General features: G+C 44.2%; 35 protein-coding genes, 1 tRNA gene, 3 rRNA genes and 1 pseudogene. 37 read left to right on the top strand and 3 right to left on the bottom strand.

Translation table 11 applies throughout. The annotated features are described in order from the left end of the window. Window positions 1-27 precede the first annotated feature (27 nt). The 29 genes and pseudogenes from rplX (at window position 28) to ACSSTM_RS10865 (ending at window position 16273) form a co-directional block, all read left to right on the top strand. Complete coding sequence (rplX, locus tag ACSSTM_RS11005; protein ID WP_003217151.1) at window positions 28-339, top strand: 50S ribosomal protein L24; 312 nt, start codon at window positions 28-30, stop codon at window positions 337-339. 25 nt (window positions 340-364) lie between these two features. Next, on the top strand, window positions 365-904 hold the full coding sequence (rplE, locus tag ACSSTM_RS11000) for a 50S ribosomal protein L5 (RefSeq protein WP_003217159.1): 540 nt from the start codon (window positions 365-367) through the stop codon (window positions 902-904). Window positions 905-926: 22 nt separating this feature from the next. Beyond that, window positions 927-1112, top strand: a complete 186-nt coding sequence (gene rpsN / locus ACSSTM_RS10995; protein ID WP_008356542.1) for a 30S ribosomal protein S14 — start codon at window positions 927-929, stop codon at window positions 1110-1112. A 31-nt stretch (window positions 1113-1143) separates the two neighbouring features. After that, complete coding sequence (gene rpsH, locus ACSSTM_RS10990; protein WP_003217040.1) at window positions 1144-1542, top strand: 30S ribosomal protein S8; 399 nt, start codon at window positions 1144-1146, stop codon at window positions 1540-1542. Window positions 1543-1573: 31 nt separating this feature from the next. Then, the gene (gene rplF / locus ACSSTM_RS10985; RefSeq protein ID WP_003217186.1) at window positions 1574-2110 is read left to right on the top strand and encodes a 50S ribosomal protein L6; all 537 of its coding nucleotides are present in this window, start codon (window positions 1574-1576) and stop codon (window positions 2108-2110) included. Window positions 2111-2142: 32 nt separating this feature from the next. After that, window positions 2143-2505, top strand: coding sequence for a 50S ribosomal protein L18 (rplR, locus tag ACSSTM_RS10980; RefSeq protein WP_003216951.1), 363 nt, complete (start codon window positions 2143-2145; stop codon window positions 2503-2505). A gap of 24 nt (window positions 2506-2529) precedes the next feature. Beyond that, window positions 2530-3030, top strand: coding sequence for a 30S ribosomal protein S5 (gene rpsE / locus ACSSTM_RS10975; RefSeq protein WP_003217179.1), 501 nt, complete (start codon window positions 2530-2532; stop codon window positions 3028-3030). A 13-nt stretch (window positions 3031-3043) separates the two neighbouring features. After that, window positions 3044-3226, top strand: a complete 183-nt coding sequence (gene rpmD / locus ACSSTM_RS10970) for a 50S ribosomal protein L30 (RefSeq protein ID WP_003217067.1) — start codon at window positions 3044-3046, stop codon at window positions 3224-3226. Between the two features lie 30 nt (window positions 3227-3256). Next, window positions 3257-3697, top strand: coding sequence for a 50S ribosomal protein L15 (gene rplO / locus ACSSTM_RS10965; RefSeq protein WP_003216888.1), 441 nt, complete (start codon window positions 3257-3259; stop codon window positions 3695-3697). Between the two features lies 1 nt (window position 3698). Then, window positions 3699-4991, top strand: a complete 1293-nt coding sequence (secY, locus tag ACSSTM_RS10960) for a preprotein translocase subunit SecY (protein WP_012008710.1) — start codon at window positions 3699-3701, stop codon at window positions 4989-4991. 55 nt (window positions 4992-5046) lie between these two features. Beyond that, window positions 5047-5700, top strand: coding sequence for an adenylate kinase (locus ACSSTM_RS10955; RefSeq protein ID WP_034665602.1), 654 nt, complete (start codon window positions 5047-5049; stop codon window positions 5698-5700). Then, window positions 5697-6443 carry a type I methionyl aminopeptidase gene (gene map, locus ACSSTM_RS10950; RefSeq protein WP_003217210.1) on the top strand — a complete coding sequence of 249 codons (747 nt, stop codon included), beginning with the start codon at window positions 5697-5699 and terminating at the stop codon, window positions 6441-6443. The genes ACSSTM_RS10955 and map overlap by 4 nt, the downstream gene beginning before the upstream one ends. Window positions 6444-6470: 27 nt before the next feature. Continuing rightward, window positions 6471-6778: pseudogene (locus tag ACSSTM_RS10945) on the top strand (KOW domain-containing RNA-binding protein). Further along, window positions 6756-6974, top strand: a complete 219-nt coding sequence (gene infA / locus ACSSTM_RS10940; protein WP_003217190.1) for a translation initiation factor IF-1 — start codon at window positions 6756-6758, stop codon at window positions 6972-6974. The pseudogene ACSSTM_RS10945 and the gene infA overlap by 23 nt, the downstream one beginning before the upstream one ends. A 31-nt stretch (window positions 6975-7005) precedes the next feature. Next, the gene (gene rpmJ, locus ACSSTM_RS10935; RefSeq protein ID WP_003156543.1) at window positions 7006-7119 is read left to right on the top strand and encodes a 50S ribosomal protein L36; all 114 of its coding nucleotides are present in this window, start codon (window positions 7006-7008) and stop codon (window positions 7117-7119) included. A gap of 21 nt (window positions 7120-7140) precedes the next feature. Continuing rightward, window positions 7141-7506 (top strand): 30S ribosomal protein S13, encoded by a 366-nt coding sequence (gene rpsM / locus ACSSTM_RS10930; RefSeq protein ID WP_003217023.1) that lies wholly within the window; start codon window positions 7141-7143, stop codon window positions 7504-7506. A gap of 20 nt (window positions 7507-7526) precedes the next feature. Beyond that, a complete protein-coding gene (gene rpsK, locus ACSSTM_RS10925) occupies window positions 7527-7922 on the top strand; it encodes a 30S ribosomal protein S11 (RefSeq protein WP_003217231.1) in 396 nt (131 codons plus the stop codon). 175 nt (window positions 7923-8097) lie between these two features. Beyond that, window positions 8098-9042, top strand: a complete 945-nt coding sequence (locus tag ACSSTM_RS10920; RefSeq protein ID WP_003217009.1) for a DNA-directed RNA polymerase subunit alpha — start codon at window positions 8098-8100, stop codon at window positions 9040-9042. Between the two features lie 75 nt (window positions 9043-9117). After that, window positions 9118-9480: a 50S ribosomal protein L17 gene (gene rplQ, locus ACSSTM_RS10915; RefSeq protein WP_003216944.1), complete on the top strand. Its 363-nt coding sequence runs from the start codon at window positions 9118-9120 to the stop codon at window positions 9478-9480. A gap of 124 nt (window positions 9481-9604) precedes the next feature. Next, a complete protein-coding gene (locus tag ACSSTM_RS10910) occupies window positions 9605-10447 on the top strand; it encodes an energy-coupling factor ABC transporter ATP-binding protein (RefSeq protein ID WP_034665597.1) in 843 nt (280 codons plus the stop codon). Further along, window positions 10423-11292 (top strand): energy-coupling factor ABC transporter ATP-binding protein, encoded by an 870-nt coding sequence (locus tag ACSSTM_RS10905; RefSeq protein ID WP_034665594.1) that lies wholly within the window; start codon window positions 10423-10425, stop codon window positions 11290-11292. The genes ACSSTM_RS10910 and ACSSTM_RS10905 overlap by 25 nt, the downstream gene beginning before the upstream one ends. Then, complete coding sequence (locus tag ACSSTM_RS10900) at window positions 11289-12086, top strand: energy-coupling factor transporter transmembrane component T family protein (protein WP_034665591.1); 798 nt, start codon at window positions 11289-11291, stop codon at window positions 12084-12086. Before ACSSTM_RS10905 ends, ACSSTM_RS10900 begins: the two co-directional genes overlap by 4 nt. 11 nt (window positions 12087-12097) lie before the next feature. Then, window positions 12098-12841 (top strand): tRNA pseudouridine(38-40) synthase TruA, encoded by a 744-nt coding sequence (gene truA / locus ACSSTM_RS10895; RefSeq protein WP_034665588.1) that lies wholly within the window; start codon window positions 12098-12100, stop codon window positions 12839-12841. 166 nt (window positions 12842-13007) lie between these two features. Next, window positions 13008-13445, top strand: a complete 438-nt coding sequence (rplM, locus tag ACSSTM_RS10890; protein ID WP_003217042.1) for a 50S ribosomal protein L13 — start codon at window positions 13008-13010, stop codon at window positions 13443-13445. A gap of 20 nt (window positions 13446-13465) precedes the next feature. Then, window positions 13466-13858, top strand: a complete 393-nt coding sequence (gene rpsI / locus ACSSTM_RS10885) for a 30S ribosomal protein S9 (RefSeq protein WP_003217273.1) — start codon at window positions 13466-13468, stop codon at window positions 13856-13858. Window positions 13859-14056: 198 nt separating this feature from the next. Further along, entirely contained in the window at window positions 14057-14581 is a 525-nt protein-coding gene (locus ACSSTM_RS10880; protein WP_309416384.1) for a GNAT family N-acetyltransferase, read from the top strand. A 97-nt stretch (window positions 14582-14678) separates the two neighbouring features. Beyond that, complete coding sequence (locus tag ACSSTM_RS10875; RefSeq protein ID WP_034665582.1) at window positions 14679-15425, top strand: amidohydrolase family protein; 747 nt, start codon at window positions 14679-14681, stop codon at window positions 15423-15425. A 31-nt stretch (window positions 15426-15456) separates the two neighbouring features. Beyond that, the gene (locus tag ACSSTM_RS10870) at window positions 15457-15930 is read left to right on the top strand and encodes a GNAT family N-acetyltransferase (protein ID WP_034665579.1); all 474 of its coding nucleotides are present in this window, start codon (window positions 15457-15459) and stop codon (window positions 15928-15930) included. Between the two features lie 109 nt (window positions 15931-16039). Further along, window positions 16040-16273 carry a hypothetical protein gene (locus tag ACSSTM_RS10865; RefSeq protein WP_309416385.1) on the top strand — a complete coding sequence of 78 codons (234 nt, stop codon included), beginning with the start codon at window positions 16040-16042 and terminating at the stop codon, window positions 16271-16273. A 38-nt stretch (window positions 16274-16311) separates the two neighbouring features. Here the strand turns inward: ACSSTM_RS10865 and ACSSTM_RS10860 are convergent, their stop codons facing one another. Further along, window positions 16312-16494 carry a hypothetical protein gene (locus tag ACSSTM_RS10860; RefSeq protein WP_309416386.1) on the bottom strand — a complete coding sequence of 61 codons (183 nt, stop codon included), beginning with the start codon at window positions 16492-16494 and terminating at the stop codon, window positions 16312-16314. Between the two features lie 78 nt (window positions 16495-16572). Between ACSSTM_RS10860 and ACSSTM_RS10855 the strand changes: the two genes are divergently transcribed. The 3 genes from ACSSTM_RS10855 to ACSSTM_RS10845 all read left to right on the top strand — a co-directional run bounded on the left by ACSSTM_RS10855 (window position 16573) and on the right by ACSSTM_RS10845 (window position 18950). Next, window positions 16573-17016: a DUF2521 family protein gene (locus ACSSTM_RS10855; RefSeq protein ID WP_034665574.1), complete on the top strand. Its 444-nt coding sequence runs from the start codon at window positions 16573-16575 to the stop codon at window positions 17014-17016. A gap of 58 nt (window positions 17017-17074) precedes the next feature. Next, window positions 17075-17788, top strand: a complete 714-nt coding sequence (cwlD, locus tag ACSSTM_RS10850) for an N-acetylmuramoyl-L-alanine amidase CwlD (protein WP_034665571.1) — start codon at window positions 17075-17077, stop codon at window positions 17786-17788. Between the two features lie 103 nt (window positions 17789-17891). Beyond that, window positions 17892-18950 (top strand): Mrp/NBP35 family ATP-binding protein, encoded by a 1059-nt coding sequence (locus ACSSTM_RS10845; RefSeq protein WP_034665567.1) that lies wholly within the window; start codon window positions 17892-17894, stop codon window positions 18948-18950. 38 nt (window positions 18951-18988) lie between these two features. Here ACSSTM_RS10845 and gerD read toward each other — a convergent pair whose 3' ends face one another. Next, window positions 18989-19576 carry a spore germination lipoprotein GerD gene (gene gerD, locus ACSSTM_RS10840; RefSeq protein ID WP_066031430.1) on the bottom strand — a complete coding sequence of 196 codons (588 nt, stop codon included), beginning with the start codon at window positions 19574-19576 and terminating at the stop codon, window positions 18989-18991. Window positions 19577-19666: 90 nt separating this feature from the next. Between gerD and kbaA the strand changes: the two genes are divergently transcribed. After that, complete coding sequence (kbaA, locus tag ACSSTM_RS10835) at window positions 19667-20269, top strand: KinB-signaling pathway activation protein (RefSeq protein ID WP_003217204.1); 603 nt, start codon at window positions 19667-19669, stop codon at window positions 20267-20269. Here kbaA and pdaB read toward each other — a convergent pair. Beyond that, on the bottom strand, window positions 20262-21026 hold the full coding sequence (gene pdaB / locus ACSSTM_RS10830; RefSeq protein WP_034665559.1) for a polysaccharide deacetylase family sporulation protein PdaB: 765 nt from the start codon (window positions 21024-21026) through the stop codon (window positions 20262-20264). The two genes, kbaA and pdaB, sit on opposite strands and share 8 nt — an antisense overlap. 376 nt (window positions 21027-21402) lie before the next feature. Between pdaB and ACSSTM_RS10825 the strand changes: the two genes are divergently transcribed. The 4 genes from ACSSTM_RS10825 (at window position 21403) to ACSSTM_RS10810 (ending at window position 26358) form a co-directional block, all read left to right on the top strand. After that, window positions 21403-22951 (top strand): 16S ribosomal RNA (locus ACSSTM_RS10825). 182 nt (window positions 22952-23133) lie between these two features. Beyond that, window positions 23134-26064, top strand: a 23S ribosomal RNA gene (locus tag ACSSTM_RS10820). Window positions 26065-26125: 61 nt separating this feature from the next. After that, window positions 26126-26241, top strand: a 5S ribosomal RNA gene (rrf, locus tag ACSSTM_RS10815). Together the 16S, 23S and 5S rRNA genes with 1 tRNA gene alongside form the textbook arrangement of a ribosomal RNA operon. A gap of 42 nt (window positions 26242-26283) precedes the next feature. Further along, a tRNA-Asn gene (locus ACSSTM_RS10810) sits at window positions 26284-26358 on the top strand.

The following is a 26358-nucleotide window of genomic DNA, read 5'->3' as shown; positions in this document are numbered from 1 at the left end:
ATCCGCGACTCAAGGAGGTGCGATTAAATGCATGTTAAAAAGGGCGATAAAGTAGTGGTTATCTCTGGTAAAGATAAAGGTAAACAAGGAGTCATCCTTGCTGCTTTCCCTAAGAATGACCGTGTTTTAGTAGAAGGTATTAACCTTGTGAAAAAACACTCTAAACCAACCCAAGCTAACCCTCAGGGCGGAATTTCTGAACAAGAAGCGCCGATCCACGTATCAAACGTAATGCCGCTTGATCCTAAAACGGGTGAAGTGACACGTGTTGGGTATAAAGTTGAGGACGGAAAGAAAGTCCGTGTAGCGAAAAAATCTGGGCAAGTTCTAGATAAATAGTAAATAAGGAAGGGAGGTCTTTCTCATGAACCGCCTTAAAGAAAAGTATGTAAAAGAAATTACACCTGCATTAGTTTCTAAGTTTGAATACAAATCAGTAATGCAAGTGCCAAAAATCGAAAAAATCGTGATCAACATGGGTGTTGGTGACGCTGTTCAAAACGCTAAAGCAATCGATACTGCTGTTGAAGAATTAACGTTTATCGCTGGTCAAAAACCTGTCGTTACTCGTGCGAAGAAGTCTATTGCTGGATTCCGTCTACGTGAAGGAATGCCAATCGGTGCGAAAGTAACACTTCGCGGAGAGCGCATGTACGATTTCCTTGATAAACTTATTTCTGTATCTTTACCACGTGTACGTGACTTCCGCGGGATTTCTAAGAAATCTTTCGACGGTCGTGGAAACTACACGCTTGGTATTAAAGAACAGTTAATCTTCCCAGAAATTGATTACGATAAAGTAACAAAAGTCCGCGGTATGGATATCGTTATCGTTACGACTGCCAATACGGACGAAGAAGCACGTGAGTTATTAACTCAAGTAGGTATGCCGTTCCAGAAATAATCAATGAAAGGGAGGCGAAATCGTGGCTAAAAAGTCTATGATTGCGAAACAACAACGCAAACAAAAGTTTAAAGTTCAAGAGTATACGCGCTGCGAACGTTGTGGACGTCCACATTCAGTAATTCGCAAGTTTAAACTTTGCCGTATTTGTTTCCGCGAACTTGCATATAAAGGACAAATTCCTGGCGTTAAAAAAGCCAGCTGGTAATCCCCATAAATGGGAAGGAGGTTATTAAATAATGGTTATGACAGATCCGATTGCAGATTTGCTGACTCGTATTCGCAATGCGAACATGGTACGTCATGAGAAGCTAGAAGTACCGGCTTCAAAAATCAAAAGAGAAATTGCTGAAATCTTAAAGCGTGAAGGTTTTATCCGTGACGTTGAATATGTTGAAGACAGCAAACAAGGAATTATCCGTATGTTCCTTAAATATGGCCAAAACAACGAGCGTGTTATCACTGGTCTAAAAAGAATCAGTAAACCTGGTTTACGTGTATATGCGAAATCAAATGAAGTACCACGTGTACTTAACGGACTTGGAATCGCAATTATTTCTACATCACAAGGTGTTTTATCGGACAAAGAAGCCCGTGCTAAACAAGCTGGTGGAGAAGTACTTGCTTACGTATGGTAAAAAAAGTTTAAGATGAATGGAGGTGCTTGGTATGTCTCGTATAGGTAAAAAACTAATCGAGATCCCTTCAGGAGTTACTGTGACAAACAACGATAACACAGTGACAGTAAAGGGACCAAAAGGTGAACTAACTCGTACATTTCACCCTGATATGGAAATTAAAATTGAGGACAGCGTCTTAACTGTAAGCCGTCCGTCTGATCATAAAGAACACCGTGCTTTACATGGTACAACACGTAGCTTAATTGCAAACATGGTTGAAGGTGTATCTAAAGGTTTCGAAAGAGGTTTAGAACTTATCGGTGTCGGTTACCGTGCAGCTAAATCTGGAAACAAACTTGTTCTTAACGTTGGATACTCTCATCCAGTTGAAATCGTTCCTGAGGCTGGAGTTGAAGTCGAAGTTCCATCTCAAACGAAAGTAGTCATTAAAGGTATCGATAAAGAGCGTGTGGGAGCTCTAGCTTCTAACATCCGCGCTGTCCGTTCTCCAGAGCCTTACAAAGGTAAAGGAATTCGTTACGAAGGTGAATTCGTTCGCCGTAAAGAAGGAAAAACTGGTAAGTAAGATCGCTTAATGTGAAGAAAGGAGTGACTCGGATGATTACGAAAACTAGCAAAAACGCTACTCGTCTTAAAAGACACGCTCGTGTTCGTGCGAAACTTTCAGGTACTGCTGAAAGACCTCGCCTTAACGTTTTCCGTTCTAACAAGAACATCTACGCTCAAGTAATTGATGATGTTAACGGTGTAACACTTGTAAGTGCTTCTACTCTTGATAAAGAGTTAAAGATCGAGAATAGTTCTGACGCTGCAGCTGCTACTAAAGTTGGCGAACTTGTTGCAAAACGTGCTGTTGAAAAAGGAATCTCTAACGTGGTATTTGACCGCGGAGGATACTTATATCATGGACGTGTAAAAGCTCTAGCTGAAGCTGCTCGTGAGGCTGGACTTAAATTTTAATAAAAGAAGGAGGGACACATCCGAATGAGTCGTATTGACCAAAGCAAATTAGAGTTAGAAGAACGCTTAGTTACGGTTAACCGCGTAGCGAAAGTTGTTAAAGGTGGACGTCGTTTCCGTTTTGCAGCTTTAGTTGTTGTCGGTGACAAAAACGGTCATGTAGGTTTCGGTACTGGTAAAGCACAAGAAGTACCAGAAGCGATCCGCAAAGCTGTTGAAGATGCGAAAAAGAATTTAATTGAAGTACCAATGGTTGGAACTACAATTCCACATGAAATCATCGGTCGATTCGGTGCAGGAAACGTTCTATTGAAGCCTGCTTCAGAAGGTACAGGAGTTATCGCTGGAGGCCCAGTGCGTGCGGTTCTTGAGCTTGCTGGTCTAGCTGATATCCTTTCTAAATCTCTAGGTTCTAATACACCGATCAACATGATCCGCGCAACACTTCAGGGTTTAAGTGAACTTAAACGTGCTGAAGACGTTGCGAAGCTTCGTGGAAAATCTGTAGAAGACCTGTTAGGATAAGGAGGGAACATTAATGGCAAATAAATTAGAAATTACCCTCAAACGCAGTGTAATCGGTCGCCCAGAAGATCAGCGTGTCACTGTTCGTACTCTTGGTCTTAAGAAAACAAACCAAACAGTCGTACATGAAGACAATGCAGCGATCCGCGGCATGATTAACAAGGTGTCTCATTTAGTTTCTGTTAAAGAACAATAAAACATTTTTAATCGATAAGGAGGTGCCCAAATGAAACTTCATGAATTGAAGCCTTCAGAAGGTTCACGTAAAGTACGCAACCGTGTTGGTCGTGGTATTGGATCAGGTAACGGTAAAACTTCTGGTAAAGGTCATAAAGGTCAAAACGCTCGTTCTGGCGGCGGTGTACGCCCTGGTTTCGAAGGTGGTCAAATGCCTTTATTCCAACGTCTTCCAAAACGTGGTTTTACAAACATCAACCGTAAAGATTACGCGGTTATCAACTTAGACAGATTAAACAGTTTTGACGAAGGAACGGAAGTAACTCCTGAACTTCTTCTAGAGACTGGTGCAATAAGCAAGTTAAAAGCAGGAGTAAAAATTCTTGGCAACGGTAAATTAGAAAAAAAATTAACTGTAAAAGCCAATAAATTCTCTGCTTCTGCGAAAGAAGCTATTGAAGCTGCTGGCGGTACAGCCGAGGTGATCTAACTTGTTTAAGACAATCTCCAATTTTATGCGCGTGAAAGATATACGGAATAAGATTATATTCACTCTTTTAATGTTAATCGTCTTTCGTATAGGTGCTTTCATCCCTGTGCCTAATGTGAACGCCGAAGTTCTCCAGGCACAGGATCAAATGAGTGTTTTCGGGATCCTCAACACGTTTGGGGGCGGGGCACTTTTCCAATTCTCCATTCTTGCAATGGGGATTATGCCGTATATCACTGCTTCGATCATCATTCAGCTCTTGCAGATGGATGTTGTTCCGAAGTTCACTGAGTGGTCAAAGCAAGGAGAGGTTGGCCGCCGAAAATTAGCACAATTCACAAGGTATTTTACAATTGTTCTAGGTTTTATCCAGGCGTTAGGAATGTCATATGGATTCAACAATATGGCAGGAGGCATGCTGATTGAAAACCCAGGTGTTTCAACGTACCTCTTAATTGCGGTCGTACTCACTGCGGGAACAGCATTTTTAATGTGGCTAGGAGAGCAGATTACTGCTCACGGTGTTGGTAACGGTATTTCGATTATTATCTTTGCCGGTATCATCGCAGGTATCCCTCAAACATTAAAACAAGTGTACGCTCAGCAATTTGTGGGTGGAGATGGACAGCTGTTCATGCAAATCCTGAAAATTGCCCTTATTGTTATTGCTATCCTTGTCATTGTTATCGGTGTTATTTACATTCAAATGGCAGTGAGAAAGATTGCGATTCAATATTCAAAAGGAACTGGCCGTGCACAAATGTCTGCTAGTCAAGCAACGCACCTTCCATTGAAAGTGAATCCAGCAGGGGTGATTCCAGTCATCTTTGCCGTTTCTTTCATTATTACTCCGCAGACGGTTGCATCGTTCTTCGGAACCAATAATGTGACAACTTGGATAACCAACAACTTTGACTATACTAAGCCAATCGGTATGACGATTTATGTAGCACTGATTGTTGCTTTCACATATTTTTATGCCTTTGTCCAAGTGAATCCTGAACAAATGGCTGAAAATCTGCAAAAGCAGGGTGGCTATATCCCGGGAGTTCGTCCAGGGAAAATGACTCAAGATAGAATTACGAGCATTTTGTACCGACTCACGTTTGTGGGCGCCATTTTCTTAGCCGTGATTTCAATACTTCCTATCTTTTTCATTCAATTCGCTGGATTACCTTCCGCTGCACAAATTGGCGGCACAAGTCTTCTCATTGTTGTAGGTGTTGCACTTGAAACAATGAAACAGCTTGAAAGCCAATTAGTGAAACGAAACTACCGTGGATTTATGAAATAAAACAGAGGGCTGGGCTTCTGCCCAACCTCTCTAAGTAAGGAAGGGGAAATCCGAAATGAACTTAGTCTTAATGGGGCTTCCGGGTGCTGGTAAAGGCACTCAGGCAGAACGAATTGTTGATGATTATGGGATCCCTCATATCTCAACAGGAGATATGTTCCGCGCTGCTATGAAAGAGGAGACACAACTTGGGCTCGAAGCAAAATCCTTTATCGATAAAGGAGAGCTTGTTCCTGATGAGGTCACAATCGGTATTGTTAGAGAAAGACTTGGCAAAAATGATTGTGAACAAGGTTTTCTTCTGGACGGATTTCCGCGAACAGTCGCTCAGGCTGAAGCTTTAGAAGAAATTCTAAAGGACCTTGGCAGAACGATTGATTATGTCATTAATATTAAAGTCGATAAAGATGCTTTGATGGAGCGTCTGACTGGCCGAAGAATTTGCAAAAATTGCGGAGCGACATATCATTTAGTATTCAATCCACCTGCGAAAGAAAATGTTTGCGATAAGTGTGGAGGCGAACTTTATCAACGTGCAGATGATAATGCAGAAACCGTTTCGACTAGACTTGAAGTAAACTTAAAGCAGACTGAACCTTTACTGAACTTCTATTCAGAAAAAGGATATCTTGCAAACATTGATGGTGCGAAGCACATTAACGATGTATATGCAGATATCAAGAACCTGCTTGGGGGATTAAATAAATGATTATCTGTAAAACTCCTCGCGAGCTTGAGATTATGAGAGAAGCTGGACGCATTGTCGCACTGACTCATGAAGAGCTGAAGAAACACATAAAACCAGGTATTTCGACAAAAGAATTGGATCAAATTGCCGAACGTTTTATTACAAAGCAGGGTGCAATCCCATCTTTTAAAGGGTATAATGGTTTTCGCGGGAGCATTTGCGTTTCGGTGAATGAAGAACTCGTTCACGGTATTCCTGGTAAACGGGTTTTACGTGATGGCGACATCATTAGTATCGATATTGGCGCAAAGTTAAATGGCTATCATGGTGACTCTGCTTGGACTTATCCAGTTGGGGTAATCAGTGATGAAGACCGCAAACTACTGGAAGTCACAGAGGAATCTCTATATAAAGGCTTACAGGAAGCAAAGCCAGGCGAACGTCTGTCGAACATTTCCCATGCCATACAAACGTATGTAGAAAACGAGAATTTCTCAGTTGTTAGAGAATATGTTGGACATGGGGTCGGACAGGATCTTCATGAGGACCCTCAAATTCCTCATTATGGTCCGCCCAACAAAGGCCCGCGGCTAAAACCTGGAATGGTGTTGGCCATCGAACCGATGGTGAACGCAGGCAGCCGATATGTGAAAACATTGGCTGATAACTGGACGGTTGTAACGGTTGATGGGAAAAAGTGTGCTCACTTTGAGCATACGATTGCGATTACAGATACAGGTTTTGATATACTGACTAAGATTTAGGTCTTCACTGAAGCCTTTCAGGCCCAAATCGGGCAGGTTGTCTGTATAGTCCAAAGGAAAGAACAAGATCAGTATACAGGTGTCATCGGCATGTTCGGTGGCTGCCATGTACTAATCGCAGACGGAGAAAAGCGTAAATTTCATTCTCCTAAGAAAAAATATCAATCATATAACCTTTTATGGTTGCGTATCTCCGGAAGTTCAGAACAGTATATTCAAAACAGGTCGGGTGATAGATGGACAATTGAGATGATCTCATTTGGACATTTGTCAGAGAGCAAGTTACTGATTTGAAGAAGGGAGAACACTTGAATGGCGAAAGACGATGTAATTGAAGTGGAAGGTACTGTAGCAGAAACTTTGCCAAATGCAATGTTCAAAGTTGAACTAGAGAATGGTCATACAGTTTTGGCTCATGTATCAGGAAAAATCCGTATGCACTTCATTCGCATTTTACCTGGAGACAAAGTTACGGTAGAATTATCTCCATATGACTTAACTCGTGGTAGAATTACGTACCGTTACAAATAAAGCAACTCCGGAAGAAGGAGGTTGGAAACACATGAAAGTGAGACCATCTGTTAAACCTATCTGTGAAAAATGTAAAGTGATTCGCAGAAAAGGAAAAGTAATGGTGATCTGTGAAAACCCAAAACATAAACAAAAACAAGGCTAATAACAAGGAGGTGCCCAAATCATGGCTCGTATTGCTGGTGTAGATATTCCACGTGATAAACGTGTTGTCATTTCTTTAACATATGTTTTTGGAATTGGTCGTACGACTGCGCAACAAGTCCTTAAAGAAGCAGGTGTTTCTGAAGACACTCGCGTTCGCGATCTAACTGAAGACGAACTTGGTAAAATCCGTGATATCATTGACAAACTTAAAGTAGAAGGTGACCTTCGTCGTGAAGTTTCACTTAACATTAAGCGTCTAATTGAAATCGGAAGCTACCGCGGAATCCGTCATCGTAGAGGACTTCCTGTTCGTGGACAAAACACAAAAAACAACGCGCGTACTCGTAAAGGTCCGCGTCGTACTGTAGCTAACAAGAAAAAATAAGTAAAGGAGGTAGTTAAAGAATGGCTGCTGCTCGTAAACAAAATACGCGTAAACGTCGCGTGAAAAAGAATATTGAAGCTGGAATCGCTCATATCCGTTCCACTTTCAACAACACGATTGTAACGATTACTGATGTTCATGGAAACGCAATTTCTTGGTCAAGTGCTGGTGCATTAGGATTCAGAGGTTCTCGTAAATCTACTCCTTTCGCTGCACAAATGGCTGCTGAAACTGCTGCTAAAGGTTCTATCGAACATGGTCTTAAAACACTTGAAGTAACTGTTAAAGGTCCTGGTTCTGGTCGTGAAGCTGCAATTCGTGCACTTCAAGCTGCAGGTCTTGAAGTTACTGCAATCAGAGACGTAACTCCAGTTCCTCATAACGGATGCCGTCCACCAAAACGTCGCCGCGTGTAATTTGTTTGTATAGATTTTGTGTCCCTGTCAATAATGGGTTATGATACAGTTATTTATGAGACGAATACACGACTCGTTGCCTGAGCACATACGGGACTAAACAATGAGGAATTTCGGATGGAATCTCATATGATTCTATTCGAGGTTTCGACGTTTTGAAGGAGGGTTTTATTAGATGATCGAAATTGAAAAACCAAAAATCGAAACGGTTGAAATCAGCGACGATGCCAAGTATGGCAAGTTTGTCGTAGAGCCACTTGAGCGTGGATATGGTACCACTTTAGGGAACTCCCTTCGTCGTATCCTTTTATCCTCACTTCCTGGTGCAGCTGTAACATCGATCCAGATAGATGGTGTCTTACACGAATTCTCAACGATCGAAGGCGTGGTTGAAGATGTTACAACGATTATCTTAAACATTAAAAAGCTTGCACTCAAAATCTACTCTGAAGAAGAGAAGACGCTTGAAATTGATGTACAAGATGAAGGTACTGTAACAGCTGCTGATATTACACACGACAGCGATATTGAAATCTTAAATCCAGATCTCCACATCGCAACTCTTGGCAAGAATGCGAGCTTCCGTGTTCGCTTAACTGCACAAAGAGGTCGCGGGTATAATCCTGCTGATGCAAACAAAAGAGACGATCAGCCAATCGGTGTTATTCCGATCGACTCAATCTATACACCTGTATCTCGTGTGACTTATCAAGTGGAGAACACCCGTGTTGGGCAAATCACAAACTATGATAAATTAACACTAGATGTATGGACTGATGGAAGCACAGGACCGAAAGAAGCGATCGCTCTAGGTTCTAAGATTTTAACTGAACACCTGAATATTTTCGTTGGGTTAACTGACGAAGCTCAGCATGCTGAAATCATGGTTGAGAAAGAAGAAGACCAAAAAGAAAAAGTGCTTGAAATGACAATTGAAGAGCTTGATCTTTCTGTTCGTTCTTACAACTGTTTGAAGCGTGCGGGTATTAACACTGTTCAAGAGCTTGCTAACAAGACAGAAGAGGATATGATGAAAGTTCGTAACCTTGGACGTAAATCTCTTGAAGAAGTGAAAGCGAAACTAGAAGAACTTGGACTGGGTCTTCGTAAAGACGATTGACTAGTTTCATTGTGAACTAGGATTTTCGTGTGTTTTTTATTCATACAGCATCTCTAACTAAGGAGGGGACATCACATGGCATACAGAAAGCTAGGACGCACTAGTGCACAACGTAAAGCAATGCTTCGTGACCTAACGACTGATTTGATCATCAACGAACGCATCGAAACAACTGAAACACGTGCGAAAGAACTTCGCTCTGTAGTTGAAAAAATGATCACTCTTGGCAAACGCGGAGATCTTCATGCTCGCCGTCAAGCTGCAGCTTACATTCGTAATGAAGTAGCTAATGCTGAAACAAACCAAGATGCACTTCAAAAATTATTCGCTGACGTTGCAACTCGCTACGAAGATCGCCAAGGTGGATACACTCGTATCATGAAGCTTGGACCTCGTCGCGGCGATGGCGCACCAATGGCTGTCATTGAATTAGTTTAATCACATAGCGTGTATCTAAGAAAGGGCGGGACAGTTCATAACTGGATCTATGCCCTTTTTTAGATACTACGGCTTTTTAGCAATAAGCAAAGAAGAGGTTGAGCTGAGAGGAGGTCCGGTAGAGATGGGGAAGACATTAGTTGACGTAAAGGACATTGTATTTCGTTATCACAAGGATGCGGACAAGCCCGCTTTAGATCAAGTGTCATTGCATGTGAATCAAAATGAATGGCTCGCCATTGTTGGTCATAACGGTTCAGGTAAATCCACACTTGCCCGTGTACTGAATGGGCTCATTTTACCGGATGCTGGAACGGTCAAGGTTGGAGAGATTGAGCTCAAAGAAGAGAGCGTTTGGGATATTCGCAAAAAGATCGGAATGGTCTTTCAAAACCCAGATAACCAATTCGTTGGCTCAACGGTTCGTGATGATGTGGCTTTTGGTTTAGAAAATAACGGGGTTGAGCGGGAATTGATGATAGAGCGTGTAGATTGGGCTGTCAAACAGGTCAATATGCAGGAGTTTCTTGATCAAGAGCCGCACCATCTATCAGGCGGGCAAAAGCAGAGAGTCGCCATTGCAGGTGTACTTGCCGCAAGCCCTGACATCATGATCTTGGATGAAGCAACATCGATGCTTGATCCGATTGGCCGTGAAGAAGTGTTAGAGACTGTGAGACTATTGAAGGAACAAGGAACGGTCACAGTCATTTCCATCACACATGATTTAGACGAGGCCGCTAAGGCAGACCGGGTCATTGTCATGAATGGCGGGAAAAAATTTGCTGAGGGAACCCCAGAGGAAGTATTTGAACTAGATGAACAGCTGGTTCAGATTGGACTTGATCTGCCATTCTCCTATCGGTTGAGCAAACAATTGAAGCAGCAAGGTGTGCCGCTTGCAAATGCCCATTTGACACAAGAAGGATTGGTGAAAGAGCTATGGACATTACGATCAAAGAACTAGAGCATCGTTATCAAATGAAAACGCCGTTTGAGCGTCTCGCTTTGTATGATGTCAATGCTTCCATCCAAGAGGGCAGTTATGTCGCTGTCATTGGTCATACAGGCTCTGGCAAGTCCACATTGCTGCAGCATTTAAATGGATTGCTCAAACCAACGAAGGGGAGCATTGCGCTTGGAGATACCGTCTTACAAGCCAATAAAAAGCAGAAGGATTTAAAGTCCCTCCGGAAAAAAGTAGGCATCGTGTTTCAGTTTCCTGAGCATCAGCTCTTTGAAGAAACGATCCTAAAGGATATCTGCTTTGGTCCGATGAATTTTGGCGTTCCTCAGGAGAAGGCAGAAGCGAAGGCAAAGGAAATGCTGAAGCTGGTTGGTCTTCATGAATCTCTATTATCTCGATCTCCCTTTGAACTAAGCGGCGGTCAAATGAGACGTGTGGCGATTGCAGGTGTTCTAGCGATGGAGCCAGAAGTGCTTGTGCTGGATGAACCGACTGCAGGGTTAGATCCACGCGGACGGAAGGAAATCATGGACATGTTCTATGAGCTTCATCAAAAGGCAAACCTTACCACGATTCTGGTTACACACAGTATGGAGGACGCCGCTCATTATGCGGATCAAATGATTGTGATGCATAAAGGAACAGTGAAGGCGACAGGTACGCCGAGAGAATTGTTTGCTAATCGTACAGACATGTCTTCGTTTGGTCTCGACCTCCCAGAAACGATTAAATTCCAGCAGACTGTAGAAGAAAAGCTGGGCATTACGTTTCCGAGGCCGCTTCTGACCATGGATGAAATGGCAGAAGCCTTAACAGCTCTTTATCAGGAGGACACGACATCATGATGGATAGTATGATTATCGGCAAATATGTGCCAGGTTCATCCTTTGTCCATCGTCTTGATCCAAGGACAAAGCTGTTATCAATTTTCTTTTTTGTCTTTATTGTCTTTTTTGCTAATAATTACATCACTTACGGGCTTTTAGGTGTCTTTACCCTCCTTGTGGTGATGGTTTCTCAGGTGCCGCTATACTTTATTCTCAAGGGAATGAAGCCGATCCTATGGATTGTCCTGTTTACCTTCATTCTGCATATATTCATGACAAAGGATGGCGCCTTGCTATTTCACTTTGGTTTTTTAAATATTTATGAAGAAGGTCTAAAGCAGGGGATTTTCATTTCACTCCGTTTTGTCTATCTCATCATGATGACGACACTTCTGACGTTAACCACAACGCCTATAGAAGTGACAGACGGTATGGAAAAATTGCTTCATGCATTCCGTAAAATCAAACTGCCTGTTCACGAGCTTGCTCTCATGATGTCCATCTCTCTTCGGTTTATTCCAACTTTACTAGAAGAGACGGACAAAATCATGAAGGCACAAATGGCAAGAGGTGTTGATTTTACAAGCGGACCTCTAAAGGACCGCATGAAAGCAATTGTTCCTTTGCTTGTTCCGCTTTTCGTCAGTGCGTTTAAGCGTGCAGAGGAACTGGCGACAGCAATGGAAGCGAGAGGCTACCGCGGTGGAGAAGGGCGGACGAAATACCGTCAGCTTGTCTGGGGCATGAAAGACACGTTCACGCTGCTCCTATTCATCCTGTTAACAGCACTCCTTGTGCTTCTGAGAAATTAGGTGATTCCTAGATGAAGGTCAAATGTACCGTCTCCTACGATGGGACACATTTTAAAGGCTATCAGGTGCAGCCTGGGCAGCGGACTGTTCAGACGGAGATCGAGTCGGCTCTTGCAAGAATGCACAAACAGGATGAACTGATTCCGATCGTGGCTTCTGGCCGCACGGACAGCGGTGTGCATGCGAAAGGGCAGGTCATCCATTTTGATACCCCGCTCTCGATCCCGATGGAGAGATGGCCTTTTGCCCTCAACAGTCTCCTGCCGGATGATATCCGGGTTCTAAAGGCTGAGGAAGTGGATGAGTCGTTTCATGCACGTTTTAGTGTCGTTTCGAAGGAGTACCGTTATAAGGTCTCAACGGAAACGCACCAAAATGTGTTCACGAGACAGTATGCCTGCCACTTTCCTTACCGGCTGGATGCAGGCAAAATGAGAGAAGCCGCTGGGCACCTCATTGGCACACATGATTTCACAAGCTTTTGTGCGGCCAATACAGAGGTTCAGGACAAGGTGAGGGAGATTTACACCCTTGAGTGGAAAAACGTCTCAGACGGGCTTGAAATGCGTGTGAGAGGAAATGGCTTTTTATACAACATGGTGCGAATTATCGCTGGAACGTTACTTGAAATCGGATCTGGTAAATTTCACCCTGAGGAGATAAAAGCCATGCTTGCCGCCCGAAATCGCGAAGCGGCAGGCAAGACTGCGCCTAGTCACGGACTGTATTTATGGGAAGTTTTCTATGACAACTAAACCAGGTGTAACATGTTCTTGACACAGGAAGCAGAAAGTTATAAGATATCATATGGTATGTATTTCAACCCCACAAATAAGCCCCGGAAGACTTATCTTGTGTTTTGAAATAGAACGTAGCATTTGATTCAAGGAAAAATCATTGATTTATTTAGGAGGGAAACTCATGCGTACAACACCAATGGCGAACGCAAGCACAATTGAGCGCAAATGGCTAGTTGTTGATGCGGCAGGCAAGACTCTAGGTCGTCTTTCTACTGAAGTAGCATCACTTTTGCGCGGTAAGCACAAACCAACTTATACACCACACGTTGATACAGGTGATCACGTCATCATCATCAATGCTGAGAAAATTGAATTAACAGGTAAGAAATTGACGGACAAAATTTACTACCGTCACACAATGCACCCAGGTGGTTTGAAACAAAGAACTGCTCTTGAGATGCGTACAAACTACCCTGAAAAAATGTTGGAGCTTGCTATCAAAGGTATGCTTCCAAAGGGTCCATTAGGCCGTCAAATGTTCAAAAAATTAAATGTGTACCGTGGTTCTGAGCATCCACATCAAGCACAACAACCTGAAGTTTACGAACTTCGCGGTTAATTATAAGGGAGGTTAACAATTTGGCACAGGTTCAATATTACGGTACAGGTCGTCGTAAAAGTTCTGTAGCGCGCGTTCGCTTAGTTCCAGGTGAAGGCCGTATCGTCGTTAATAATCGTGAAATTACTGAATACATTCCATTCGCTGCTTTAATCGAAGACGTGAAACAGCCTTTGAACATCACAGAAACAGCTAACAGCTACGATGTTCTTGTAACTGTTCACGGTGGTGGATTCTCTGGTCAAGCTGGAGCAATTCGTCACGGTATCTCTCGTGCTCTTCTAGAAGTAGATCCTGAGTACCGTACATCACTTAAACGTGCTGGACTTCTTACTCGTGACCCTCGTATGAAAGAGCGTAAGAAATACGGTCTTAAAGGCGCACGTAGAGCTCCTCAGTTCTCAAAACGTTAATCAATTTTATATTGTATGGACGTTTTACAAAGGTTTGTTACAGACAAACCATATATTAAAAGCATCAGCATCCTGCTGGTGCTTTTTTTGTGCTTTTTATTTAATAAATAATGACTGGTCACTTCCTTTTGGATACGTATAAAATATGAGTATAGAAAGTTTTCTGTTTAAAAGAAGATTATTTATGGAGGTTGTCCTATGAATCTAACGACAGAAAGGTGTCTCATTCGACCATTTACTGATGATGATTGGCAGGATGTTTATGCATATACATCTGATCCGGCAGTGATGAAGTATATTCCGGAAGATGTATTTTCTAAAGAAGATGCGGAGGAATTTATCAAAAATAATCGTCATGAAAATGCTAAGTATGTCGCTGTCCTATTAAAAGAAGATCATACATGCATTGGGCATCTCGCGTTTCATCCGTACTTTGGTGAGCACACATATGAAATTGGGTGGGTCTTCAATCCTGCATATCAAAACAAAGGCTATGCATCAGAAGCGGCTTATGCTGTACTAAATTATGGCTTTCACACAATGAATTTACATCGAATCATTGCCACTTGTCAGCCTGAAAATGTGCCATCGTGGAGAGTGATGGAGAAAATGGGGATGAGAAGAGAAGGATATTTTAAAAAGTGTATACCACAAGGAAACGAGTGGTGGGATGAGTTTTACTATGCCATTTTACAAGATGAATGGTTCATGAAGAAGACTTGATAAGTTTTCATGATATGAAGTAATTCGGCATTCCAAATATCCCTTCGCTTTCGCTATTGATATAATCAGGTCAAATAAGCAGAAGAGGGGCGCGGGCATGAGGATCTTTGATGCACATTTTCATATCATTGATTTTGATTTTCCCATTCAAGAAAACCAAGGATATACACCGTATAGTTATGTGGTGAATGATTATAGGAGAGAGACGGCTGATTTTGGGATTTTAGGTGGAGCAATCGTGTCAGGGTCATTTCAAGGCTTTGACCAAGGCTATTTGTTGAAGGTGCTGGATGAAATGGGGCCGTCTTTTTGCGGTGTGACTCAATTACCTTTTACAGCAACTGATGATGAGATTGTTCATTTGGATCAACATGGGGTAAAAGCTTTACGTTTTAACGTGAAGCGGGGTGGTTCGGAGAATATTTCGAAGCTCGATTATTTTGCGAGAAGGGTGTATGAGCTGGCGGGATGGCATAGTGAGATTTACATAGACGCTAAGCATCTCCCTGACATCTCATCAACACTTGAAAAGCTGCCGGCCGTTTCAATTGATCATTTAGGCTTATCGGAAGAAGGCTTGCCGCATTTGCTAAAGCTGGTTGAAAAAGGGGTTCGTGTGAAAGCAACAGGTTTTGGACGTGTCGATTTAAACGTTGAACATGCATTGACTTCTATCTATCAAACGAACCCTGATGCACTGATGTTTGGTACAGACCTTCCATCCACAAGGGCAAAGCGTCCATTTGAATACGGTGATGTTGAGTTGATTCAACAGCTTTTTGATGAAAAAGCTGCTGATCACATCTTATATAAGAACGCACATCATTGGTATGTTGGTCAATAAGTTCCACTTCATTTCAAAGGAGGTGTGTTCATTGGATTTAAGCCAACTGACGTTCAGAGAAGCCACTCTGAAAGATCTCGACAAGATCGTCTTCATGCTCGCTGATGATATGTTAGGTCAAAAAAGAGAGCGCTACACTCAACCATTATTAGAAAGCTATATCAAAGCCTTTCACTCAATAGATGCTGATCCAAATATTGAACTCATGGTTGCGTGTGATCAGGAAGAAGCTGTAGGTGTTCTCCAATTGACCATGACGCCATTTCTTACACATCAAGGAGGATGGAGAGCATCAATAGAAGGAGTTCGTACGGCTTCTACTCATAGAGGAAAAGGAGTCGGCAAGCTGCTCATAAAATGGGCCATTCAACGCGCCAGCGACAGTGGATGTCATATGGTTCAGCTAACAACAGACAAACAGAGGCCAGATGCACACCGTTTTTATGAAAAATTAGGATTTGAAGCTACGCATGATGGGATGAAACTGCATCTGCCCCATCAATAAGAACATCAAGAAGTGGAGGGATTCACGAACCTCTGCTTTTTTGCGCCTTTATTTGAAATATTTGTTATATTGAATATGTAAATCTTCTGTTATTTGGAAAGGAGAAACATTGAAGACGGAAAAAGATCAATATATTTGGTATAAAGGCGGATCGACTTTGTTTGTTTTCACAGCTGCTTTATATCGAAAAACGGAAACATCATCCATATCCATTTCTCTATTTATCAATGATCCGAAAGCGAATCATTCTCACTGGGTTGGGGAAGTATTCAATGAATTTATGCTTACTGCAGCAGTAGATCAAAACTTTCGACAACGATTGGTGCAGGCTTTGACTACATAGTTACCAAAAAAACAGAGGGCAGCACCCCTCTGTTTTTATTATTTCTTCATGGGAAACGTTTTGTATACTTCTTGACGTTTCTCTTTTGACTTCACAACTCCATCTACAATCTCCTTTTGCCAAAGAACTGCATCATCTTTGTGCTCTTTAAAAGAGTGAGGCAGCTTCTTTTCTAGCAGTTGTCTTTTAAACGTGACGGATGGCTCGTCTTTAGAGCTCATGTATCTCCATTTCCATTTACTGAACTGCATGTTTTGTTCAAACCAACGAACAATACAAAGAAAAAAGGAGTTCAGTCCATGGCAGAAGTGCTTTCATTTTATCAACTGAAAACAAAACGAGATGTCACGCTTGAAAAGAAGCTTTTGCGTACATTGTCTCTTCAACAAGTGACGGTCGCTTCCGAGAAATTCACAAAGAAGCTGTTTCCATTTGCAGATGATCCAGCGGGTATTATGAGTGATGGCTGCATCGATTTCGCCATTGAAGCTTTTTTAGCTGGCGGGAGATACGGTGAGTCGAGTAAATACGGCGAATCGTTCGACGATATCAAGAAGCGGTCCTCCCAGGAGGAAGCTGAGCTGATTGAAGAGCTGGCAGGGTGTTTGCAATCGTGGGGAAATATGTTCCGAATGGAGCGGGAGATGTCATGTTTTTATCCATTTGCGAGGGATTTTTTAAGCATGTGGTGGCAGGAAGGCTTTCGAGAATCAGAAAAAAGGCATAAGCTTCGGCTGCACTAAGCATATTTCCAGCCCTTGTCCCATATCTATAAAATAATGGTGTATGGGAGGGACAGGGATGAAAAGAAAGCTGAAATGGACAGGGTTTTTAATCGGGTTTATCGTCCTCTTATTCTTATTCAGGTTTCAGTTTCTAAATGATGATTCGTGGAAATCGTGGAATTTGCCTCTAAGCGGGAAGATCATCTATCTAGATCCGGGTCATGGCGGTCCAGATGGCGGGGCTGTAGGAGGAGAGCTGCTTGAAAAAGAGATTGCACTGGATGTATCCATGAAGATACGTGACTATTTACAGGAGCAGGGTGCCCTTGTTCTTATGACCCGCGAGGATGATTCTGATTTATCATCAAAGAATACAAAGGGATATGCCCGGAAGAAAGCGGAGGATTTGAGGAACCGCGTAAAAGTCATTAATGAGTCTGAAGCGGATTTCTACTTAAGTATTCATTTAAATGCGATCCCATCGAACAAATGGAGCGGAGCGCAGACGTTTTTTTACGGAAAATATGAAGAGAATGAAAAGGCAGCGAAGTTCATCCAAGATGAATTACGCAGGAATCTTGAAAACACAGATCGAAAGGCGAAACGGATCAATGGCATTTATTTAATGCAAAATGTCACAAAGCCAGGAGCCCTTGTGGAAATTGGCTTTCTCTCCAACCCGAAAGAGGCAGGTCAGCTGGCAACACCTAAATATCAAGATCAAATTGCTGCCTCCATTTATAAAGGCATTCTCAGATATTTAACAGAGCAAAAAGAGCCGCCTGAATAAGGGGCTTTTTCCTTTTGATCGCAGGCAAACAGGACAGACATTGTAAGGATATGTATGATATACTTGGATTGTAAACGAATTCAATAAAGGGTGAGGTTCTGCTATGATCGGACAAGACGATGTGAGAAAATTAATTGGGAAGATGGACGAACCTTTCCTTCATATACCGCTTGGTGAGCTGGATGCCATCAAGGAAATCAGCCTAAAGCCTGAAAAAGAGCATGTGAGCTTAAAGGTGGCCATTGCCAAAACGGGTACTGCTGAGCAGATGAAGCTGCAGCAAGACATCGTACAAGCCTTGAAATCAGCTGGCGCTAACACAGTAGGGCTACGTTTTGAAGAATTGCCTCAGGAAACACTTGAAAGGTTTATGCCTTCACAAGATGAGGAAGAAAATTTGCTCAACTCTAAAAATCCGCCTGAGTTCTTAGCGATTGCGAGTGGAAAGGGCGGCGTTGGTAAATCCACCGTGTCTGTTAACCTTGCTGTAGCACTGGCTCGTCTAGGGAAAAAAGTCGGACTGATTGATGCAGATATTTATGGCTTTAGTGTACCGGATATGATGGGAATCACCGTCAGACCAACTGTTAAAGGGGAAAAAATTATTCCTGTGGAACGCTTTGGTGTCAAAGTGATTTCAATGGGCTTTTTTGTTGAAGAAAATGCACCGGTCATTTGGAGAGGACCGATGCTTGGTAAAATGCTGAATAACTTCTTCCACGAAGTCGAGTGGGGAGAATTAGATTACTTACTATTAGACCTTCCGCCTGGAACGGGAGATGTGGCGCTTGATATTCATACAATGCTTCCAAGCTGTAAAGAAATCATTGTCACAACACCGCATCCAACAGCTGCTTTCGTTGCTGCTAGAGCGGGCGCAATGGCACTGCAAACAGATCACGAGGTGCTGGGTGTCGTTGAGAATATGAGCTATTATGAAAGCAAAAAAACAGGTGATAAAGAATATGTCTTTGGAAAAGGAGGCGGGGATAAGCTGGCGGAAGAGCTGCGAGTATCGGTCCTTGGTCAAATTCCTCTAAGGCAGCCTGATTGGAATGAAGATGATTTTGCTCCATCCGTCTATGATGCGAGCCATCCAACAGGAGAAGTGTATCAACACATTGCGAATAAAGTCATTGAACAATTAGCAGTAAAAGCATAATGAAAGCCCGAGTGGAACTACATCCACTCGGGTGATGTTTAACTGCCGCTTTCTTCGCTGCCTTTTGAACCAGTATCACTGCTGCTTTCAGATGCTGCTTTTTTGAGCTCATCTTCGAATTTCTTCTTATAAAGAGGACTGCTTAATGTTTCTGTAATGACTTTTTCTAAGTGCTTTCTGAACTCTTTGCTTTTCACCAGTTCACCGTATTTCTTTTCCATTTCGGGATCCTTGAGAATATCCATCATCAATTGCTGATAGTCAGGGTCCTTCATTAACTGTTTTAACATCTTTTCATGCTGTTGCTGCATGGATTTAGCGAAAGTCTCGGCAAATTTAGAATCCTCAAAGACCTTCTTCCAGAACTCTTTGCCTTTATCAGAAGTCAGTGTTTTCTCTATCGTTTTTTTCACAGTTTGTTCATCCATTACCAAAGCTTCATTCATTGCCTCGTCATTTAATAACTGTTGAATGGCCTTTTTACCGTCATCTGTCTTCAATATATCGACGACCATTTTCTTTGTTTCGTCATAGTCCATATTAGATGAGGATTGGGTTTTGGGAGCACAAGCTGTTAGAGATAAAAGAAGAAAACAGCTCATTATACGCAAGATGCCTTTTGACATACTGTGGCTCCTTTCGTTACATGTCTTACTTTTAATATGAATGTTTCACGTAAATTTATACATAACAAAAATAGGGGTTGGATCAATTCAATGAAAAGTCGGGATTTAGTTCGTTTTTTCTTCTCTGTGCTAGCTGTTGGAGCGGTCATTACAAGCGTAGTAGGCTTTGCGCTGGAGTGGGGGAAATATCAGAAGCTTTTTATATCGTTTGAAATTCTAGAGATCGCATCTGTATTGTTTTGGTTCATTGGTGTGGGGATGATTTTTAGTGTCATTAGCCAGATGGGGTTTGTTGTCTTTTTGACGGTGCACCGGTTTGCGCTAGAGATATTCCGGTCTCATTCTTTATGGAATACCATTCAATTGTTTCTAGTGATCTTTGTGCTGTTTGATTTAGCTTACTTGCGGTTTTTGTTTTTCGGGGAGAATGAATCATTTCTTCCATACCTATGGCTGCCCGTCTTTATCGGTGTGTTCGCATTGATCGTGGCTTACTTTAAACAGCAGCAGTCCTCTAAGAAAACATTTGTTTCCGCAATGTTTCTCATGGTCGTCATCACGTCGTTAGAATGGTTCCCGGCGCTCAGAGTCAATGAAGAGGACTGGCTGTATTTGATGCTATTTCCGCTATTAGGCTGTAATGCGTTTCAGTTATTAGCTATGCCGCGTTTTTCAAAGGCGAAAGCTACTTAACTTCCGATGACTTTGTTTTGGTATTGGAGATCAGTTCGCCAACCGTCACATTTTTTAAATTCTTTTCTTTGATTTGTTTCAAAATAGCTGGTAAGGCTTGAGCGGTTTGGGTTGCTGAATCTGAGGCGTGCAGAAGAACAATGTCTCCGCTTTTCATTCGATCATTTACATTCTGAACAATCTGGTCGACGCCCGGATTCAGCCAATCCTGTGAATTGACGCTGTAATGGACAACTGTATAACCGTACTGTGTGGCAATTTTCAATGCTTTTTCGTTAAATTGCCCAGTTGGCGGTCTTAATAGTTGAATGTCATCTAGTCCAAGCTTTTGAAATGAATTTTGTGCCCGGACAAGATCTCGCTTGATTTCACTGTCTTCAAGCTGGCTATAATTTTTATAAGCATAGCCAAGGCTGCCGATTTGGTGACCGTCCTCTCTAATTTGTTTGACGATATCAGGATGACGCTCGGCCCAAGAAGCAGACAGAAAGAAAGTAGCGTTCTTTATATCGTACTCTCGAAGGACATTTAAAATAGGGACTGCCTTCTCATCTCCCCAGCCAATATTAAAAGTGAGGGAGACATGTTTTGAGGAAGTCTCGCCTTTATAAATGGCTCGGGGTCCGTGTTCTGTTTTAAATACCGACAGCGGCGGTGCCTTTTGTACATAAAAAAAGGTTGCAGCTGCAAGGGCTGCTACAAGAATAATGACAATTTGCTTCAGCCGTTTAATAGGCAACACATATAGTCGACTCAATTCAAACACTCCTGCCTTGTCCAAGATTGTTACTTGATTGTATGCAGGACAAGGGTTTGAGATGCACAATAAAACTATTTTAAAAAAAGTTTTGAAAAGGCGTTGACCGATAGAATATTTTCGTGATATATTATTAATCGTCGCTGACACACAGTGACAAACACAAAACGCTTCGGGAAATAAACTTGAAAAAAGTTGTTGACATAAGATGAAGTGAAATGTTATATTATTAAAGCCGCTAAGAACGGCGAAGATGATCTTTGAAAACTAAACAAGACAAAACGTACCTGTTAATTCGAGTTTTTATAAAAAAATCCTATGAAACATCATAGGTAGTCAGTCAAACTGGCGAAAAACAAAACTTCGGTTTTGTACTTTTTCGGAGAGTTTGATCCTGGCTCAGGACGAACGCTGGCGGCGTGCCTAATACATGCAAGTCGAGCGGACAGAAGGGAGCTTGCTCCCGGATGTTAGCGGCGGACGGGTGAGTAACACGTGGGTAACCTGCCTGTAAGACTGGGATAACTCCGGGAAACCGGAGCTAATACCGGATAGTTCCTTGAACCGCATGGTTCAAGGATGAAAGACGGTTTCGGCTGTCACTTACAGATGGACCCGCGGCGCATTAGCTAGTTGGTGGGGTAATGGCTCACCAAGGCGACGATGCGTAGCCGACCTGAGAGGGTGATCGGCCACACTGGGACTGAGACACGGCCCAGACTCCTACGGGAGGCAGCAGTAGGGAATCTTCCGCAATGGACGAAAGTCTGACGGAGCAACGCCGCGTGAGTGATGAAGGTTTTCGGATCGTAAAGCTCTGTTGTTAGGGAAGAACAAGTGCGAGAGTAACTGCTCGCACCTTGACGGTACCTAACCAGAAAGCCACGGCTAACTACGTGCCAGCAGCCGCGGTAATACGTAGGTGGCAAGCGTTGTCCGGAATTATTGGGCGTAAAGGGCTCGCAGGCGGTTTCTTAAGTCTGATGTGAAAGCCCCCGGCTCAACCGGGGAGGGTCATTGGAAACTGGGAAACTTGAGTGCAGAAGAGGAGAGTGGAATTCCACGTGTAGCGGTGAAATGCGTAGAGATGTGGAGGAACACCAGTGGCGAAGGCGACTCTCTGGTCTGTAACTGACGCTGAGGAGCGAAAGCGTGGGGAGCGAACAGGATTAGATACCCTGGTAGTCCACGCCGTAAACGATGAGTGCTAAGTGTTAGGGGGTTTCCGCCCCTTAGTGCTGCAGCTAACGCATTAAGCACTCCGCCTGGGGAGTACGGTCGCAAGACTGAAACTCAAAGGAATTGACGGGGGCCCGCACAAGCGGTGGAGCATGTGGTTTAATTCGAAGCAACGCGAAGAACCTTACCAGGTCTTGACATCCTCTGACAACCCTAGAGATAGGGCTTTCCCTTCGGGGACAGAGTGACAGGTGGTGCATGGTTGTCGTCAGCTCGTGTCGTGAGATGTTGGGTTAAGTCCCGCAACGAGCGCAACCCTTGATCTTAGTTGCCAGCATTTAGTTGGGCACTCTAAGGTGACTGCCGGTGACAAACCGGAGGAAGGTGGGGATGACGTCAAATCATCATGCCCCTTATGACCTGGGCTACACACGTGCTACAATGGACAGAACAAAGGGCTGCGAGACCGCAAGGTTTAGCCAATCCCATAAATCTGTTCTCAGTTCGGATCGCAGTCTGCAACTCGACTGCGTGAAGCTGGAATCGCTAGTAATCGCGGATCAGCATGCCGCGGTGAATACGTTCCCGGGCCTTGTACACACCGCCCGTCACACCACGAGAGTTTGCAACACCCGAAGTCGGTGAGGTAACCTTTATGGAGCCAGCCGCCGAAGGTGGGGCAGATGATTGGGGTGAAGTCGTAACAAGGTAGCCGTATCGGAAGGTGCGGCTGGATCACCTCCTTTCTAAGGATATATGGAGCAGCGTACGTTTTCGTCTTGTTTAGTTTTGAAGGATCATTCCTTCAAAACATGTCTCTAGCGAGACAGGATTGTTCTTTGAAAACTAGATAACAATAAGTAATACATTCACATTGAATGCAATGCAAAGTTCATCACACATAGTGATTCTTTCTAAAGTAAGAAATGGTTAAGTTAGAAAGGGCGCACGGTGGATGCCTTGGCACTAGGAGCCGATGAAGGACGGGACGAACACCGATATGCTTCGGGGAGCTGTAAGCAAGCTTTGATCCGGAGATTTCCGAATGGGGAAACCCACTGCTCGTAATGGAGTAGTATCCATACTTGAATACATAGAGTATGAGAAGGCATACCCGGGGAACTGAAACATCTAAGTACCCGGAGGAAGAGAAAGCAAATGCGATTCCCTGAGTAGCGGCGAGCGAAACGGGAACAGCCCAAACCAAGAGGCTTGCCTCTTGGGGTTGTAGGACACTCTATACGGAGTTACAAAGGAACGATATAAGCGAAGAGGTCTGGAAAGGCCCGCCAAAGAAGGTAACAGCCCTGTAACTGAAATGTTGTTCTCTCCAGAGTGGATCCTGAGTACGGCGGAACACGTGAAATTCCGTCGGAATCCGGGAGGACCATCTCCCAAGGCTAAATACTCCCTAGTGACCGATAGTGAACCAGTACCGTGAGGGAAAGGTGAAAAGCACCCCGGAAGGGGAGTGAAATAGATCCTGAAACCGTGTGCCTACAAGTAGTCAGAGCCCGTTAATGGGTGATGGCGTGCCTTTTGTAGAATGAACCGGCGAGTTACGATCCCGTGCAAGGTTAAGCAGAAGATGCGGAGCCGCAGCGAAAGCGAGTCTGAATAGGGCGCATGAGTACGTGGTCGTAGACCCGAAACCAGGTGATCTACCCATGTCCAGGGTGAAGTTCAGGTAACACTGAATGGAGGCCCGAACCCACGCACGTTGAAAAGTGCGGGGATGAGGTGTGGGTAGGGGTGAAATGCCAATCGAACCTGGAGATAGCTGGTTCTCTCCGAAATAGCTTTAGGGCTAGCCTCAAGGTAAGAGTCTCGGAGGTAGAGCACTGATTGGACTAGGGGCCCCTACCGGGTTACCGAATTCAGTCAAACTCCGAATGCCGATGACTTATCCTTGGGAGTCAGACTGCGAGTGATAAGATCCGTAGTCGAAAGGGAAACAGCCCAGACCGCCAGCTAAGGTCCCAAAGTATACGTTAAGTGGAAAAGGATGTGGAGTTGCTTAGACAACCAGGATGTTGGCTTAGAAGCAGCCACCATTTAAAGAGTGCGTAATAGCTCACTGGTCGAGTGACTCTGCGCCGAAAATGTACCGGGGCTAAACGTATCACCGAAGCTGCGGACTGTTCTTACGAACAGTGGTAGGAGAGCGTTCTAAGTGCTGTGAAGTCAGACCGGAAGGACTGGTGGAGCGCTTAGAAGTGAGAATGCCGGTATGAGTAGCGAAAGACGGGTGAGAATCCCGTCCACCGAATGCCTAAGGTTTCCTGAGGAAGGCTCGTCCGCTCAGGGTTAGTCGGGACCTAAGCCGAGGCCGAAAGGCGTAGGCGATGGACAACAGGTTGATATTCCTGTACCACCTCCTCACCATTTGAGCAATGGGGGGACGCAGGAGGATAGGGTAAGCGCGGTATTGGATATCCGCGTCCAAGCAGTTAGGCTGGGAAATAGGCAAATCCGTTTCCCGTAAAGGCTGAGCTGTGATGGCGAGCGAAATTTAGTAGCGAAGTTCCTGATTCCACACTGCCAAGAAAAGCCTCTAGCGAGGTGAGAGGTGCCCGTACCGCAAACCGACACAGGTAGGCGAGGAGAGAATCCTAAGGTGATCGAGAGAACTCTCGTTAAGGAACTCGGCAAAATGACCCCGTAACTTCGGGAGAAGGGGTGCTTCTTAGGGTGTTAAAGCCCCGAGAAGCCGCAGTGAATAGGCCCAGGCGACTGTTTAGCAAAAACACAGGTCTCTGCGAAGCCGTAAGGCGAAGTATAGGGGCTGACGCCTGCCCGGTGCTGGAAGGTTAAGAGGAGCGCTTAGCGTAAGCGAAGGTGCGAATTGAAGCCCCAGTAAACGGCGGCCGTAACTATAACGGTCCTAAGGTAGCGAAATTCCTTGTCGGGTAAGTTCCGACCCGCACGAAAGGCGCAACGATCTGGGCACTGTCTCAACGAGAGACTCGGTGAAATTATAGTACCTGTGAAGATGCAGGTTACCCGCGACAGGACGGAAAGACCCCGTGGAGCTTTACTGCAGCCTGATATTGAATGTTGGTACAGCTTGTACAGGATAGGTAGGAGCCTTGGAAACCGGAGCGCTAGCTTCGGTGGAGGCATCGGTGGGATACTACCCTGGCTGTATTGACCTTCTAACCCGCTGCCCTTATCGGGCAGGGAGACAGTGTCAGGTGGGCAGTTTGACTGGGGCGGTCGCCTCCTAAAATGTAACGGAGGCGCCCAAAGGTTCCCTCAGAATGGTTGGAAATCATTCGCAGAGTGTAAAGGCACAAGGGAGCTTGACTGCGAGACCTACAAGTCGAGCAGGGACGAAAGTCGGGCTTAGTGATCCGGTGGTTCCGCATGGAAGGGCCATCGCTCAACGGATAAAAGCTACCCCGGGGATAACAGGCTTATCTCCCCCAAGAGTCCACATCGACGGGGAGGTTTGGCACCTCGATGTCGGCTCATCGCATCCTGGGGCTGTAGTCGGTCCCAAGGGTTGGGCTGTTCGCCCATTAAAGCGGTACGCGAGCTGGGTTCAGAACGTCGTGAGACAGTTCGGTCCCTATCCGTCGCGGGCGCAGGAAATTTGAGAGGAGCTGTCCTTAGTACGAGAGGACCGGGATGGACGCACCGCTGGTGTACCAGTTGTTCTGCCAAGGGCATCGCTGGGTAGCTATGTGCGGACGGGATAAGTGCTGAAAGCATCTAAGCATGAAGCCCCCCTCAAGATGAGATTTCCCATTCCGCAAGGAAGTAAGATCCCTGAAAGATGATCAGGTTGATAGGTCTGAGGTGGAAGCGTGGTGACACGTGGAGCTGACAGATACTAATAGATCGAGGACTTAACCTATATTCTAATGTGAAGCATGAACATTGTTATCTAGTTTTGAGAGAACATTCTCTCCATCAGGTTTGGTGGCGATAGCGAAGAGGTCACACCCGTTCCCATACCGAACACGGAAGTTAAGCTCTTCAGCGCCGATGGTAGTTGGGGGTCTCCCCCTGTGAGAGTAGGACGCCGCCAAGCTTTTTATTTATATCCTTCCAATGGAAGAAGTTACTTTATCATTCCGCAGTAGCTCAGTGGTAGAGCTATCGGCTGTTAACCGATCGGTCGTAGGTTCGAGTCCTACCTGCGGAGCCA

Origin of the sequence: Bacillus sp. RK1064 (genome assembly GCF_051488405.1) — a bacterium.
Classification (GTDB): Bacteria; Bacillota; Bacilli; order Bacillales; family Bacillaceae; genus Bacillus.
This window is presented reverse-complemented; position numbering and strand designations above follow the sequence as displayed.